Annotated in this window: 15 protein-coding genes; 3 read left to right on the forward strand and 12 right to left on the reverse strand. The window is 38.9% G+C overall.

Going from position 1 to position 14,148, the window contains the following annotated elements:
- Positions 1 to 23: 23 nt before the first annotated feature.
- From QZ413_RS03565 to QZ413_RS03595, 7 genes are all read right to left on the reverse strand, one after another.
- Positions 24 to 2,093: a DNA topoisomerase 3 gene (locus tag QZ413_RS03565; protein WP_297076466.1), complete on the reverse strand. Its 2,070-nt coding sequence runs from the start codon at positions 2,091 to 2,093 to the stop codon at positions 24 to 26.
- Positions 2,041 to 2,403 carry a DUF1033 family protein gene (locus tag QZ413_RS03570; RefSeq protein ID WP_297076469.1) on the reverse strand — a complete coding sequence of 121 codons (363 nt, stop codon included), beginning with the start codon at positions 2,401 to 2,403 and terminating at the stop codon, positions 2,041 to 2,043. Before QZ413_RS03570 ends, QZ413_RS03565 begins: the two co-directional genes overlap by 53 nt.
- A gap of 267 nt (positions 2,404 to 2,670) precedes the next feature.
- Complete coding sequence (gene mnmA, locus QZ413_RS03575; RefSeq protein WP_297076472.1) at positions 2,671 to 3,792, reverse strand: tRNA 2-thiouridine(34) synthase MnmA; 1,122 nt, start codon at positions 3,790 to 3,792, stop codon at positions 2,671 to 2,673.
- A gap of 170 nt (positions 3,793 to 3,962) precedes the next feature.
- The gene (locus QZ413_RS03580; RefSeq protein ID WP_297076474.1) at positions 3,963 to 4,310 is read right to left on the reverse strand and encodes a DUF1831 domain-containing protein; all 348 of its coding nucleotides are present in this window, start codon (positions 4,308 to 4,310) and stop codon (positions 3,963 to 3,965) included.
- A gap of 75 nt (positions 4,311 to 4,385) precedes the next feature.
- A complete protein-coding gene (locus QZ413_RS03585; RefSeq protein WP_297076476.1) occupies positions 4,386 to 5,516 on the reverse strand; it encodes a cysteine desulfurase family protein in 1,131 nt (376 codons plus the stop codon).
- A gap of 103 nt (positions 5,517 to 5,619) precedes the next feature.
- On the reverse strand, positions 5,620 to 6,579 hold the full coding sequence (locus tag QZ413_RS03590; protein ID WP_297076479.1) for a ribose-phosphate diphosphokinase: 960 nt from the start codon (positions 6,577 to 6,579) through the stop codon (positions 5,620 to 5,622).
- A gap of 81 nt (positions 6,580 to 6,660) precedes the next feature.
- Positions 6,661 to 7,191 (reverse strand): hypothetical protein, encoded by a 531-nt coding sequence (locus tag QZ413_RS03595; protein WP_297076482.1) that lies wholly within the window; start codon positions 7,189 to 7,191, stop codon positions 6,661 to 6,663.
- 112 nt (positions 7,192 to 7,303) lie between these two features.
- Here QZ413_RS03595 and QZ413_RS03600 point away from each other — a divergent pair, with 112 nt between their 5' ends.
- The gene (locus QZ413_RS03600) at positions 7,304 to 9,208 is read left to right on the forward strand and encodes a M13 family metallopeptidase (RefSeq protein WP_297076485.1); all 1,905 of its coding nucleotides are present in this window, start codon (positions 7,304 to 7,306) and stop codon (positions 9,206 to 9,208) included.
- Positions 9,209 to 9,253: 45 nt separating this feature from the next.
- On the opposite strand, the gene QZ413_RS03605 is transcribed toward QZ413_RS03600, so the two are convergent.
- From QZ413_RS03605 to QZ413_RS03615, 3 genes are read right to left on the reverse strand one after another with little or no spacing between them, the layout of a single operon-like run.
- Positions 9,254 to 9,943: a 5'-methylthioadenosine/adenosylhomocysteine nucleosidase gene (locus QZ413_RS03605; protein ID WP_297076488.1), complete on the reverse strand. Its 690-nt coding sequence runs from the start codon at positions 9,941 to 9,943 to the stop codon at positions 9,254 to 9,256.
- A gap of 13 nt (positions 9,944 to 9,956) precedes the next feature.
- On the reverse strand, positions 9,957 to 10,277 hold the full coding sequence (gene macP / locus QZ413_RS03610; protein ID WP_297076489.1) for a cell wall synthase accessory phosphoprotein MacP: 321 nt from the start codon (positions 10,275 to 10,277) through the stop codon (positions 9,957 to 9,959).
- Positions 10,274 to 10,849, reverse strand: a complete 576-nt coding sequence (locus tag QZ413_RS03615; protein WP_297076491.1) for an NUDIX hydrolase — start codon at positions 10,847 to 10,849, stop codon at positions 10,274 to 10,276. Before QZ413_RS03615 ends, macP begins: the two co-directional genes overlap by 4 nt.
- A 168-nt stretch (positions 10,850 to 11,017) precedes the next feature.
- Between QZ413_RS03615 and QZ413_RS03620 the strand changes: the two genes are divergently transcribed.
- Positions 11,018 to 11,659, forward strand: coding sequence for a 5-bromo-4-chloroindolyl phosphate hydrolysis family protein (locus QZ413_RS03620; protein ID WP_297076492.1), 642 nt, complete (start codon positions 11,018 to 11,020; stop codon positions 11,657 to 11,659).
- A gap of 70 nt (positions 11,660 to 11,729) precedes the next feature.
- Positions 11,730 to 12,911: a toxic anion resistance protein gene (locus QZ413_RS03625; protein ID WP_297076494.1), complete on the forward strand. Its 1,182-nt coding sequence runs from the start codon at positions 11,730 to 11,732 to the stop codon at positions 12,909 to 12,911.
- A 149-nt stretch (positions 12,912 to 13,060) separates the two neighbouring features.
- Here QZ413_RS03625 and QZ413_RS03630 read toward each other — a convergent pair whose 3' ends face one another.
- Entirely contained in the window at positions 13,061 to 13,738 is a 678-nt protein-coding gene (locus QZ413_RS03630; RefSeq protein ID WP_297076497.1) for a CPBP family intramembrane glutamic endopeptidase, read from the reverse strand.
- A 9-nt stretch (positions 13,739 to 13,747) separates the two neighbouring features.
- Positions 13,748 to 14,148: ATP-binding protein (locus tag QZ413_RS03635; protein WP_297076499.1), on the reverse strand; the 401-nt coding region annotated here is incomplete at its 5' end.

Raw genomic sequence — 14,148 nt, forward strand, 5'->3', positions numbered from 1 at the left:
AACTCTGTCACCCCCTCTTATTTTTACTCTTGATTCAATGCAGCTTTCAAAGCGGCTGCCAGTGGACTTTCTTCTGGTTCTTCTGCTTGGCTATATTTTTTCACTAAACGACGTTCTTCATGCTTCGTCATTTTTTTCTTTTTCGCTTGTTTGTCTAACATTTTTTCAGTAGTCCCATCAAACTTACAACGGAAAAAGGCTCCGTTTTTACCATCGATGATTTCCATTTTACGATGACACTGTGGGCAACGATGATTCGATACTTTAGGGTCTTTACGACGACGATAACTACAGTTTTCACCCGTACAGACATAAATTTTGCCATCACGAGTATTTTTTTCACGCAATAACGCACCACAATCAGGACATTTTTTTTGCGTAAGTGAGAAATCTTGATACTTGGCTTGGCTTTGTTTGATTTCTTTGACTAACTGTGTTGTTTCAACTTCGATTTCGTTCATGAATTGTTTTAAGGAATACTGCTTTGTTGCGATTGCTTCTAATTGTTCTTCCCATTTTTTCGTTAGATCAGGAGTTACAAGTGAAGGATTGACCAGTTCCAATAACTGTTTCCCTTTTTTAGATACGACCAAATGATTCGTCCGTTCCATCAATTCTGATTTGATCAATTTCTCAATGATCTCAGCTCGAGTAGCTGGCGTACCCAAGTGGAATTTTTCCATTTGACCTAATAACGTTCCCTCATTCAAAGGTTTAGGTGGTGTCGTCAACCCTTTTTTCAAGCTGAAATTAGGTTTGACGGTCATCCCATTTTCAAAATGTTCCCAGTTTTCTTCGCCTTTTTCTGCTTTAAAACCTGGTTCTAAAACTTCTTGCTGGCGAAATACAAATTGAGCGCTACCAAATGTGACTGTAATTGTTTGTTGTCGTGTCACGTATGCCGGTAAAAAGAGGCCTAAGAAACGCGTAACGATCATCTGATAGATTTTTGACTCATCATTGCTTAATTTTTCATATCGTGCTCGTTGCTCAGTCGGTAACAAACCATGATGATCTGAAACTTTTGCATCGTTAAAGACACTTGTTTGTTGGACCTTCGCATGTGTTTTGGCCAATGATTTAGCTTGAGGTGAGAAATCAGCAACAGCTTGCAACCGTTCATCCATCGTTTCTTTCATATCACGAGTCAAATATTTACTGTCTGTTCTAGGATAGCTTACGATTTTATGAAATTCATAAAGGCTTTGAACGATGCTCAATGTCTTTTTAGCAGAGAACCCGTAGCGAGCATTGGCTTCTTGTTGCAATTCAGTCAAATCATAAGGTAGTGGTGCATGTTCTTTTTTTGTTTTTTCCTTAATTTCCGTAACTTTCCCTACTTGTTGCTCAAGTGAGTGAATCTGTTCTAGTGCTTTTGTTTGATCCGTTAGTGCATAAGGATTTTTTTGTACCAATAATGCATGCTGAGAACCTAGCGTCAAGTCGATTTGATAGTAGTGTTGCGCTACAAAACGTTCGATTTGTTTTTCACGACTACGAACAAGTGCTAGCGTTGGTGTCTGCACCCGTCCGGCACTCAAGTTATCTTCGTATTTTACAGTTAACGCACGTGTGACATTCAAGCCGACTAACCAATCTGCTTTGGCACGAGCAAGCGCGGAATCGTATAAAGCATCGTATTCTTTTGCCGATTTTAATTTCGCAAAACCGGTTTTGATGGCTTTATCAGTTTGAGATGAGATCCATAAACGTTTTACCGGTTTATCAAAACGGATCCACTCTAATATCCAACGCGCAACAAGTTCCCCTTCGCGTCCTGCGTCAGTGGCGATCACAAATTCTGAAACATCTTTGCGACTTGCCAATTGCTTGATAGCTTTTAATTGATGATTCGTTTTAGGTAATGGCTTGATACCGATTTGTTTAGGAATCATCGGCAACGTCTCCATTTTCCAAGCTTGCCATTCATTGTTGAGATCTTCTGGCATCTTTAGACCCAATAAATGACCAAGTGCCCACGTGACGATGACATTTGGTCCTTCATAATATGCTTTGTGTTTTTCTTTTGCGCCTAAAACCTTAGAAAGATCTTTGGCAACGCTTGGCTTTTCCGCTAGAATTAGTTGCTTCATAAAATTCCTTTCCACTTTCGACCGTCACTGGTTGATATTCTTGTAGTAGCGCGATTCCCAAATATTGTTGTAAGTCGTCATCACACTCTTCACACCAACGTTCGTCACCTTCGTTCCAAAAAGCACAAAGATAATTAGGTCGTGCATTGATCTGACTATATTCTTCTTGTAGCTGTTCCCATTGCTGCTTGTAGTATGCTTGGGCATCTTCTAATGTATCAAAAGTACTTTCGCTTTTGATATCTTGACGCCAATCTTCAAAAAACCACCAAGGTTCATTGTCTCCATACATGATCACTACTTGATACATATTTCACCCCTCACTTTACTAAGTCCTTACTAAAACAATTACGTTTACTTCATGAACGTTTCAATACCATACTAGAGCCTTTTAACTGAACTTTCAAGAAGCACGCTTGTGAACTTGCCTTCATTCACCTTTATTTAACAGTAAATTAGTAACTTTGGTCTTTGATTTTCTTTTAAATATAGCATATCTCGATTAAATTGCGAACAACCTTACAAAATTGTTCGCAAAAAAGGGGCTCTGACAAAAATCTGTCACAGCCTCTACTTTTTAAATATATTGTAATTGTTTTTGTTCTTGATATGCTTGATCGATCAAACCGCCACCCAAACATTCCATATCGTCGTAAAATACGACTGCTTGTCCAGGAGTGATTGCTCGTACTGGCTCATCAAAGACGACTTCAGCTTTACCGTCTTCTTTTAAATAGACCGTTACCGGAACATCTTGTTGGCGGTATCTAAATTTAGCCGTACAACGAAATGTTGTTGGTTTAGTTTCATCCGTCGTAAAATGAATCTCACTTGCTTCTAAACGATCTGCATACAAAGCTTCATGATGGAAACCTTGTCCCACGTATAGGGTATTCGTCGTTAGGTCTTTACCGACAACAAACCAAGGTTCTTGTGTTTTACCGCCACCGCCGATTCCAAGTCCTTGACGTTGACCGATCGTATAGTACATCAAACCATCGTGTTGACCTTTGATTTCACCATCTAGCGTCACCATATTGCCTTTTTTAGCTGGCAAATAGTTGCTTAAAAATTGTTTGAAATTCTTTTCACCAATAAAACAAACACCTGTAGAATCTTTTTTCTTCGCAGTAGCTAACCCAGCACGTTCAGCAATCTCACGCACTTCTTTTTTCTCCATGCCACCTAATGGGAACATTGTTTTCGCTAATTGCGCTTGCGAAAGTTGGCTTAAGAAATACGTTTGATCTTTGTTATTGTCTACACCACGGAGCATATGCGTCACACCATTTTCATCACGTGTCACTTGTGCATAATGTCCGGTGGCGACAAAATCTGCACCTAAATCTAGTGCATAATCTAAAAATGCTTTGAATTTGATTTCTTTATTACACATTACATCAGGATTTGGAGTTCTACCTGCTCGATATTCAGCTAAGAAATATTCAAATACACGATCCCAATATTCTTTTTCAAAATTTACTGAATAATACGGAATTCCGATTTGAGCTGCTACTTTCGCTACATCTTTATAGTCTTCTGTTGCGGTACAGACACCATTTTCATCTGTATCGTCCCAGTTCTTCATAAAGATCCCGATCACATCATATCCTTGTTCTTTCAATAATAGCGCAGTTACAGAAGAATCGACACCGCCGCTCATTCCTACAACTACACGTGTGTTGCTGTTGTCTTTCATAGAGTCACCATCATTTCATTCAAATTGCTGAATTTTACGATTTGAAGGTCGCAACTTTTCAGTCGTTGTCATTATACATGAGTTTAACGGAAATTTCATGAAATCACGACGATATTGAAAAATTTCTAAGAAAATAAAAAGAGCTTGTCTCATCAACGAGACAGCTCCTTTTATTTCGTAACTTTTTCAAACAATCCTCGATCAATGAAGCCATCCATTAAAAAGAAATACTTTTCACGTAACATTTCATGATTTGGATCTTTAAATAAATTGACCGCTTTTAATCCGTTGGCTGTCGTGACCGACATTTTAAACGATTGAACTTCTTTATCGACCGTAATCTTTAATTGAAAGCCTTCTTTACTCGCAGGTGTTGCTTGCAAAGGGCGAATCAATTGAAAGTTTCCACTTTTTGTTTCTATAAATCCATTATCACGTAGGGTATACCGCTTAGCTGTCGGTGCCAAACGATAACTTACAGTTGAACCTAAAATCGCTGCTTCTTTTGAGAACGCCATCTCATCCACCTCATCTATTTTTCTTATATTATAAAGATAATCGAGCATCTTGGCTAGTCATTGATGGAGAGTTTGTTATTTTTTCAAACGATTGATTGCTTGGATCAAGACTTTAGTGAAACGATCCACTTCGCTTTGCGTATTCTCAAAGCCAAAACTGATACGGATAGAAGAAGCAATCAGAGGATGATCTTTGCCATACATCGCTTCTAAAACGTGTGAAGGATGGACGGTTCCTGCTGTACAAGCTGATCCTGTCGAAATCGCAAAACCAGCTAAATCTAAATGCATCAGTAATAAATCATTGGCCACACCAGGAAACGAAAGATTTAAGACGTGACTCAAGCGCTTATCTGAGCCATTCATCTGATACGTCACGTTTGCGTGTTCAAGTTGTTGCATCATGCTTAAAGCAAAAGCCGCATACGTACGTGCTTGTTCATCTAAATCATGTTCCATGACCAAACGTACTGCCTCAGCCATTCCTAGAATACTAATCAAATTCTCTGTACCTGCACGTCGTTTGTTTTCTTGTTCGCCACCATAAAAACGTGTAGGTAAATTCACGCGTTGATATAAAAAGCCCACGCCTTTTGGACCGTTGATTTTGTGTGCAGAGATCGACAATAGATCCACACCCAGATCAACTACATCAATAGCATATTTTCCATAAGCTTGAACAGCATCGGTATGAAAATACGCTTGATGGTCTTTTAATATTGTCCCGATTTCTTTGATTGGATAGATCGTACCGATTTCATTATTTGCAGACATGATCGAAACTAAGATCGTATCTTCTCGTAATGCGTCTTTCACTTGATGACTAAATAATTCACCTTTTTCATTAACGGGTAAATACGTAACGTCAAATCCTTGTGTTTCTAAAAAACGCATCGTCTCTAGCACTGCAGGATGCTCGACTTGTGTAGTAATAATATGCTTCCCTTTTGACTGTCTCGCAAAAGCGGTTTGTAAGATCGCAGTATTATCTCCTTCTGTTCCCCCACTAGTAAAGACGATATCATTAGGAGTTGCGTTGATACTTGAAGCAATCACTTGACGGGCTTCTTCTAGTTGTTCATGTGCTTGTCTTCCGTATTGATGGATACTAGACGGATTCCCAAAAGTTGTTTTCATTTGGTTCGTCATCACTTCGATGACTTTTGGATGCATCGGAGTCGTTGCCGCATGATCAAAATATGTCATTGTTTCACCTTCTCTTATTAATCTTTTTCATTATAACAAACCTTATCAAAAAAAATAGTAAAAGCACTTGATCAAAAAATGCTCAAGACTTTTACTATTTTGCTTATTTTTCTAGACGAAACAACGGACTCATCGGCGTGTTTTCGTGGATACGTTTCATTGCTTCACCGATCAATTCCGAACAGCTAATATACGTCGCTTGTTTCGGATGTTTGTCCTCATCGGTTAGACAAGAATCCGTTACACAAATATCTTCGATCGGCGCTTTTTCTAGGACCTCTTTAGCATCTCCATTAAACAAAGCATGTGATGCACACGCATGCACTTCTTTTGCACCGGCTTCTTTTAATAAACGCGCGGCTTTAGCAAATGTATGCCCTGTATTTAAAATATCGTCGACCATGATACACGTTTTTCCTTCTACATCCCCAATCACATAGCCATCATCTTGGGCATCATCATCTTGATCCACGATCGCTAACGTTGTTCCCAAATATTCAGCTAAACCACGTGAACGTTGTACACCACTGTTTTTAGGAGAAACAACAACATACTCGTCGCCTTGCATATTGCGATCCAAATAATAACGTGCAAAAAGTGGAGTTGTAAATAAGTTATCGACTGGAATATCAAAGAATCCTTGTACTTGAACGGTATGTAAATCTAACGTCAATACACGTGTTGCACCGGCTTCGACCAGTAAATTCGCAATCAATTTAGCGGTGATCGGTTCGTGTGGTCTAGATGTACGATCTTGTCTAGCGTAAGCGTAATAAGGCAAGATCACGTTGATCGTTTTTGCGCTCGCTCGTTTCATCGCATCGATCATAATCAGTAGTGCCATGTAATAGTCATTGACTGGCGTATTTGTTGATTGGATCAAGTATGTATCGATCCCACGCACACTTTCTTCGATATTGATGGCGATTTCTCCATCACTAAACGTCTTGATCGCACTTTTCCCTAATTGACAGCCAAAAACGTCGGCGATTTTTTGAGCTAACGGCACATTCCCATCTAAACTAAAAATTTTTAACGCTTCTTCCGAATGATTCTCGTTCATAGTTTCCTCCGATATGCATAATTTCTTCTATTCTATCACATTTTTGATGCTTTTTCTAAGCTCTCTTACGCTTTTTTAAACTTAAGGAAAAGAAACCGTACCCAATATCCAGTTCGCTGGGACTTCTTTTTGATAGGCTCCCCAATTATCATGAACTCTAAAAATGTACGCACCATTTTCGTCGATTCGATAAGCGTATGCTACGACCCAATGATTGCCATACGTACTACCTAAAAAACGATTCAGCCCAACGATTACTGGCTTATGTTGATCGATCCGCTTGATTGCTCGTGTGATTCCGCCGATCGGTGTCGAGCGTGCCCAGATTTTTTGTTGATGATATTGACAAAAACGAGAGATTCCTAAACTGACTTGACATGCGATCGTGGAGTAACCTAATGGTTGGATGAACAGCCGTAAATAGGCCACTAAATTTTCACCGTCAGCAAACGGCTGGCGTAAATAAGCAGGCAATGTGATTTCTGTACGATAATCTTGATAATAAGCAATTAATACTGCAGCTGCATAGCTTCCACATAAATTCCCTTTAGTATTCGTCCAGTTGCGATATTGATAAAAGCGCGATGCATCGATTCCATACCAAGTTGTCATTTTCTAGCTCCTTTACTTGTTTAATAGTTAAAATCAAGCGATCAATCGACCCTTTACTTGTTTAAACAATAAGAGTATATCATAATAAAGGTACATTAAAGGAGGAACTACTATGACAAGACGGGCACAAGATGATTTTTATGATTATGTAAATGGTGAATGGCTTGAAACTGCAAAAATTCCTGAAGATAAACCTTCGACTGGTGGCTTTCAAGATTTAGTTACTTCAATCGAAACACAATTGATGACGCAATTTGAAACGTGGGCAGCACAACCTGAAAGCATTCCCAACACTTATTTGAAGACAGCGATCGACTACTACGAACTTGCAATGGATCAAGATAGACGAAATGTTCTAGCAGCAAAACCTTTAGCCGAGCACTTAAGTATCCTAAAAACAATCGATTCTTTTGAAGCACTGAACGATGTATTGTATGAACTTAGTCTAAAAAATTTCGCACTGCCTTTTGATCTAGACGTGATGGCAGATATGAAAAACACTCAACAGCATGCACTCTATCTGTCCCCAGCTTCATTGATCTTACCAGATAAGACGTATTATGCTGAAGAAAATGAGCAAACGACAGCGATGTTGCAAGAGTTCTTTGATATGAGTGTCACATTGATGCAAGAATTAGGCCATACACGTGCGCAATCAGAAGCATTAGTTGAACAGGCTATGGCTTACGATAAGGCTCTTGTCGACTATGTAAAAAGTGCAGAAGAACGTGCGGATTATAGCTTGATGTACAATCCACGATCAATGGATCAAGTCGCAGCTTATACCGATCGTTTTGATCTTAAAACGTTGATCGAAAAACTAGTTGCAGAAACTGTCGAGACAGTGATCGTAACTGAACCAACGTATTTTGAACACTTTTCAGCTTTTACCGAAACTGATCACTTGCCTTTACTTCGAAGCTGGATGTATGTCATGACAGCATTACGCTATACGGAATACTTAAGTAATGACATTCGTGTACTTGGAGGGCGTTACCAACGTTTCTTATCCGGGATAAAAGAAGCCAAAACGTTTGAAAAAGCAGCCTACCAAACTGCATTTTCACAATTCTCAGCTGCTGTTGGAGAGTACTATGCCAAAACGTATTTTGGGCCAGAAGCCAAAGCAGATGTTGAACATATGGTGGCGACAATGATCGATGTGTATAAAAAACGCTTAGAACAAAACAATTGGTTGAGCGATGATACACGCACACTAGCGATCAAAAAATTAGATCACATCGGTGTCCATGTAGGGTATCCGGAAAAACTACCAAAAATTTACGATTCACTTCATGTGACAGCTAAAGCTGACGGTGGCGAATTTTTTGAAAATGTTTTAGCACTCGCTCGCATTCGTACGCTAGCACATTTCGAAAAGTACTCAGAACCTGTCGATCGTACCGAATGGGGCATGTCTGCAGCTACAGTCAATGCGTATTATAGTGGACTAATGAATATCATTGTCTTTCCTGCTGCGATTTTACAAGCACCATTTTATAGTCTCTCTCAATCAAGTAGTGCAAATTATGGTGGTATCGGGGCAGTGATTGCCCATGAAATTTCGCATGCATTCGACAATAACGGAGCTAAATTCGACGAAAATGGAAATCTAAGTAACTGGTGGACAACAGAGGATTTAGCACAGTTTAAAGCTCTAGCAAATCAAATGATCGCTGAATTTGATGGACTCGATTTTGCAGAAGGCAAAGTCAATGGTACGTTAACAGTCTCTGAAAACATTGCAGATGCCGGTGGTTTAAGTTGTGCCCTAGAAGCAGCTAAACGCGAATCAGATGTTGATCTAGAAGACTTCTTCGTCAACTGGGCTAAGATCTGGCGCACAAAAGCGACGTTAGCCTATCAACAATTGCTCTTAAAAGTTGATGTTCACGGTCCAGCAAAACTACGTGCCAATATCCAAGTGCAAAATTTAGATGATTTTTACGACGTATTTGACGTTCAACCAACTGATCCAATGTATCGTGCACCTGAAGAGCGTGTCCATATTTGGTAACAAAAAATGGGGATGTGACAGCAATCTGTCACACCCCCCATTTTTTTAATTACGGATATACGCTAGAACCATTTCAGCTGAACGACGGCCTGCTTCGATAATAAACTCATCGAAACTTTGAGTCGCTTCTTCTTCTGCAGTATCGCTCATCGCACGGATGATGATAAAAGGGACATTAAACTGACGTGCAGTTTGTGCAATCGCTGCACCTTCCATCTCACAAGCCAACGCTTCAGGGAAGTGATCCAAAATTGTTTGGACTTTCTCTGAACTATTGACAAACGTGTCACCAGTGACGATCAAACCAGTCTTGGTTTGTAGGTCTGCTTGTTTAGCAGCTTGTTCAAATTTATGGATCAAGTTTTTATCTGCTTCATAATAAAGTGGCATCCCAGCTGGCAATTGACCATATTCATAGCCAAAACCCGTAACGTCCACATCATGATAAGCCAAACGATCTGATAATACAACGTCGCCTACTGCTAGTCCTTGTCCAATTCCACCAGCAGATCCCGTATTGATGACCACATCTACTTCATATTTTTGAATCAATAAACTTGTCGTAATTGAGGCTAAGACTTTTCCAATACCCGACTGTACTACGATCACTTCTTGATCATTGATCGTTCCTTGATAAAATGTTGCTCCAGCTTGTTCCCAAGTCGTTTTGTTCGTTAAAGCAGCTTGTAAAATCGCTACTTCTTGCGCCATTGCGCCAATAATTCCGATCTTCATAGGTACCTCCAACTTATAAATAAATAATCGCCAATATCACTAAAACTAATAGTACAGCCACGATCCCGATCGCTTTCATCAAAAACGTGTTCATCTCACGTGATCGCTGATTGACTTGCGTACGCGAGGTACTTTTTTCTGTTTTTATTGGATACGGCTTACGATAAAAATGTCCAGCTTTTGACTCGTCCGAATTTTTTTTCATTTGACGAACAGGTTGCGTCGTTTGAAGCTTTTCACTTTTTGTTACGCGCGTTTTTTCTTGTTGTTTACTGCGCGCTTGTTTTTGTTGACGTCGCAACTCTGAGCGCGTCACTAAAGGACGTTTACTCATGAAACTTCTGTTCCACCTTTCATTAATTGCAATTCCCAATACGTCACAGCATACAACGTTTTGGCATCACAAATCAAGCCCGATGCGATGGCATCTTTGACTTCACTTAGCGTCAATTCTTCGCATTGTAAAAATTCATCTTCATCTTGAGCTAATGGTCGAGCGGCTTTTGTTAAATGCTTAGCTTCATAGATTGTTAAAAATTCATCTGAAAATCCTGGTGTTGAGTACATCCCCACGATTTCCTTCCATTCATTTGCTTGATAGTCCGTTTCTTCTTCTAGCTCGCGCTTTGCAGTATGTATTGGATCATTTTCTTCACCTGGATCGATTTTTCCAGCTGGGATTTCTAAAGTATCACGCTCTAATGGCTTGCGAAATTGACGGACCAGTACGATTTTTTGTTCATTTGTCACAGCCAATACAGCCACAGCACCATGATGCAATACAAGTTCTCTTGTAGCATGACGACCATCTGGTAGTGTCACGTCATCTACATAGACATCAATGATGTTTCCTTTAAAGATTTCGGTGCGTTTTGTCGTTTTTTCTTCAAAATTTGAGGGTGTCATAAGTTCTCCTTTCTCATTTTCAAGTTTCGTACTCAAAGTGTACCACAAAAAAATTAGGATTTTGCTAAATTATGTAAATCCATCGAAAGACCGATACTTTTTCAGATAGTAACATGCTAAAATAATGGTATCGATAAGACAGTCATCGCTTTTTCAGGAGGAAAGAATATGAATAAAAAAAAATGGACAATCATAGGTGTCGTGCTCTTCGTATTATTTCTATGGTTAGGACTAGGATTAGATGATATGATCGCAATCGCTGTACTAGTTGGCCTAATCTTTTTAGGGATCCTTCTTTTCGCCAGAAGATCACCTAAAAAGAAAGCGAAAACGATTCAGCACATTTCAAAAGAGAAAGAACAGCACTACAAAGAAAGCGGGATGTCTCAAAGTGAGATCACACTCTTTAGAGAAACGATGAGTCAAACGAAAGAGTTGATCGATCGTTTACAAAAAAATATCAATCAAAATGCTAAATTAAAATCGATCGATCTGCGTTATGACACTGTTAGAGCCTCAAAAGCTTTATTTAAAGATTTAGTGAAACACCCAAAAAGACTGCATTTAGCCAATCATTTTTTATACACCCATTTGCCTAACTTAGTTGAATTGACCGATAAATATCTCGAAATCAATATCCATGAAATCAAATCAAAAGAAACTTATGTTAAAATGGAAGAAAGCATTCTAGTGATTGACCAAATGGCTGCTTTGATTGCCAAAGATTATCAAAATTTCGTTGCGGAAGATTTTGACGAAATCGATGTTGAATTATCTTTAGCTAAACAAAGTATCCAACAACAAAAGTAAACATGAAATAAAAAAATCTAGCGCAGTCTGCTAGATTTTTTCGTACGATACCCTATGAGGAGGAATGGAAATGGATGAACAAATAAAACCGACAACAACAGACGCTCTAGATGATCTTTTAGCAGATCCTTTTGATTTTCCAATCGAACAGGCCCCTACTGCTAATCCAGTTACTTCAGCTGCAACAACAGCACCAAAGTTGATCGATAAATTACCTGAAGAGCGACAAAAACAAGCGCGCGATTTAGCTGAAAAAATCGACGTGACGAACCAACAAGCAGTCATTACTTATGGTGCAAGTGCGCAAACAAAACTGAGCCAATTTTCACAATCGATGCTTGATCATGTTCAAACTTCTGATATCGGGCCGATCGGTGATTCCTTGAGTGAGTTGATGTATCGTTTACAAGAGGCCAATCCAGATGAATTACGTGCTGGAGAAGGCAATATCTTCCAACGAATGTTTGGCAAAGTAAAACAATCTATCTATGAAGTAACCGCTAAATATCAAAAAATCGGAGCACAGATCGATAAGGTCGCGGTCAAACTCACACAAGAAAAAGATGGTTTATTAAAAGACAATCAAATGTTAGAAGAATTGTATCAAAAAAATAAAGATTATTTTGATGCATTAAACATTTATATCGCGGCTGGAGAATTGAAAATGGATGAGTTACAAAAAACAATCATCCCTGAAGCAACCGAAAAAGCCCGTCAAACTGGTGATCAAATGGATGCACAGATCGTCAATGACTATACTCAGTTTTTAGATCGCCTAGACAAACGTACCCATGACCTAAAACTAGCACGTCAAATCACGATCCAACAAGCGCCACAGATCCGCCTGATCCAAAATACGAACCAAGCACTGGCTGAAAAAATCCAAGCTTCCGTTTCCACAGCAATCCCGCTTTGGAAAAACCAAGTCGTGATCGCATTGACTCTACTTCGTCAAAAAGACGCAGTCACTGCACAACGCCAAGTATCTGAAACGACAAATGACTTGTTGAAGAAAAATTCCGAGTTACTTAAAATTTCCGCAATCGAAACGGCTAAAGAAAATGAACGGGGCATTGTAGATATTGAAACGCTCCAAAAAACACAAAACGATTTGATCGAAACGATCCAAGAAACTTTACGTATCCAACAAGAAGGAAAAGAAAAACGTCGCAGTGCAGAGCTTGAACTCCATACGATGGAAAATGACTTAAAAGATAAATTGCTCGATTTAACTCAACAACGTAATCAATAAAAAAGAAACTGTAACAAAAAAATAAGCCGAATCATTCCGATAATAGGTTCCCCTATTTCGGAAATGATTCGGCTTATTTTCTTAGGACCTAATTTTGAAGTATCATTGATCCGTTTTTAAGAGTGCAACAGACATTTGTCACATCTTTTTCAACTAATTAATTTAGCAAGCAATAACAGGATCGCTGGAAAAAAACTATTCGTTGCATTAAAGAAAAAATGGGTAAAAATCGAACCCCAGATATTTTTGAAAAAATAGCAGATCAATGCAAAATAAGCTCCAACGATCATATAGGGTACAGTATCGATCACTGAACCATTAAAATTAAAATAATGAATCAGCCCAAATAAAATAGAAGAAACAAAAAACATGATCAGTTTTAATACTCCCGGCTTGATCTTCATAAATAAAAGATAGCGAAACGTCAATTCTTCAGCAAAAGGTGCTAATAGCGGCTGGATACTCGCTGCGATCATAACAAATAATGACCCATACGTAATCGATTCTAAAGGATTCGCTTCTAGTGAAGTTCCCATCAATCCTCGTGTAAAGGACAACACACCATACGCTCCAAGCGTCAAGCCAATATTTAGTAGCAACTTGAGCCACAGACGCTTTTTATATTGATGGAATTGTGCTTTTAACACCGAACCAAATAGATACAACATAATGCAAAATCCTAAACCAAAAATAACCAAATTGATGATCAATGCAATATTGGGTCCAAGATGCTTAAAAAAGACTTTAAAAATTAAGACCGAAATCAATAACTCGACAGGAATGACAAGCAATCCTAGTCGATCTTTAGTTGTCCAGTTCGTATTCATTTTACTCTCCTACTCTTCATATTCGTTATAATAACTTAATTTTGGAAAGAATAAAGACACCGTCGTCCCTTCTTTCCAAACAGATGACACCGTCAAATCGATCCCTAATTTTTGCGCCAGATTTTTAGCTAGATAAAGACCTAGTCCTGTAGAATGCACTTGTGCATTACGGCCATTTGATCCAGTAAATCCTTTATCGAAAATTCGTTTTAGATCTTCCGGAGGAATGCCGATTCCAGTATCCACAATATGTAAACAGACTCCTTTTTCTTGCTTTTCAATGCGCGTCATGACACTTCCGGATTCATCTGTATATTTGATTGCGTTCGCTAAAATTTGGCGGTATATGAAGGCGACCCATTTGGGATCTGTCAATACGACTTCATCTTCACCAAAAATCGAAAAACGAA

The sequence above is a fragment of the uncultured Enterococcus sp. genome (assembly GCF_913775425.1).
Taxonomy (GTDB): domain Bacteria; phylum Bacillota; class Bacilli; order Lactobacillales; family Enterococcaceae; genus Enterococcus_G.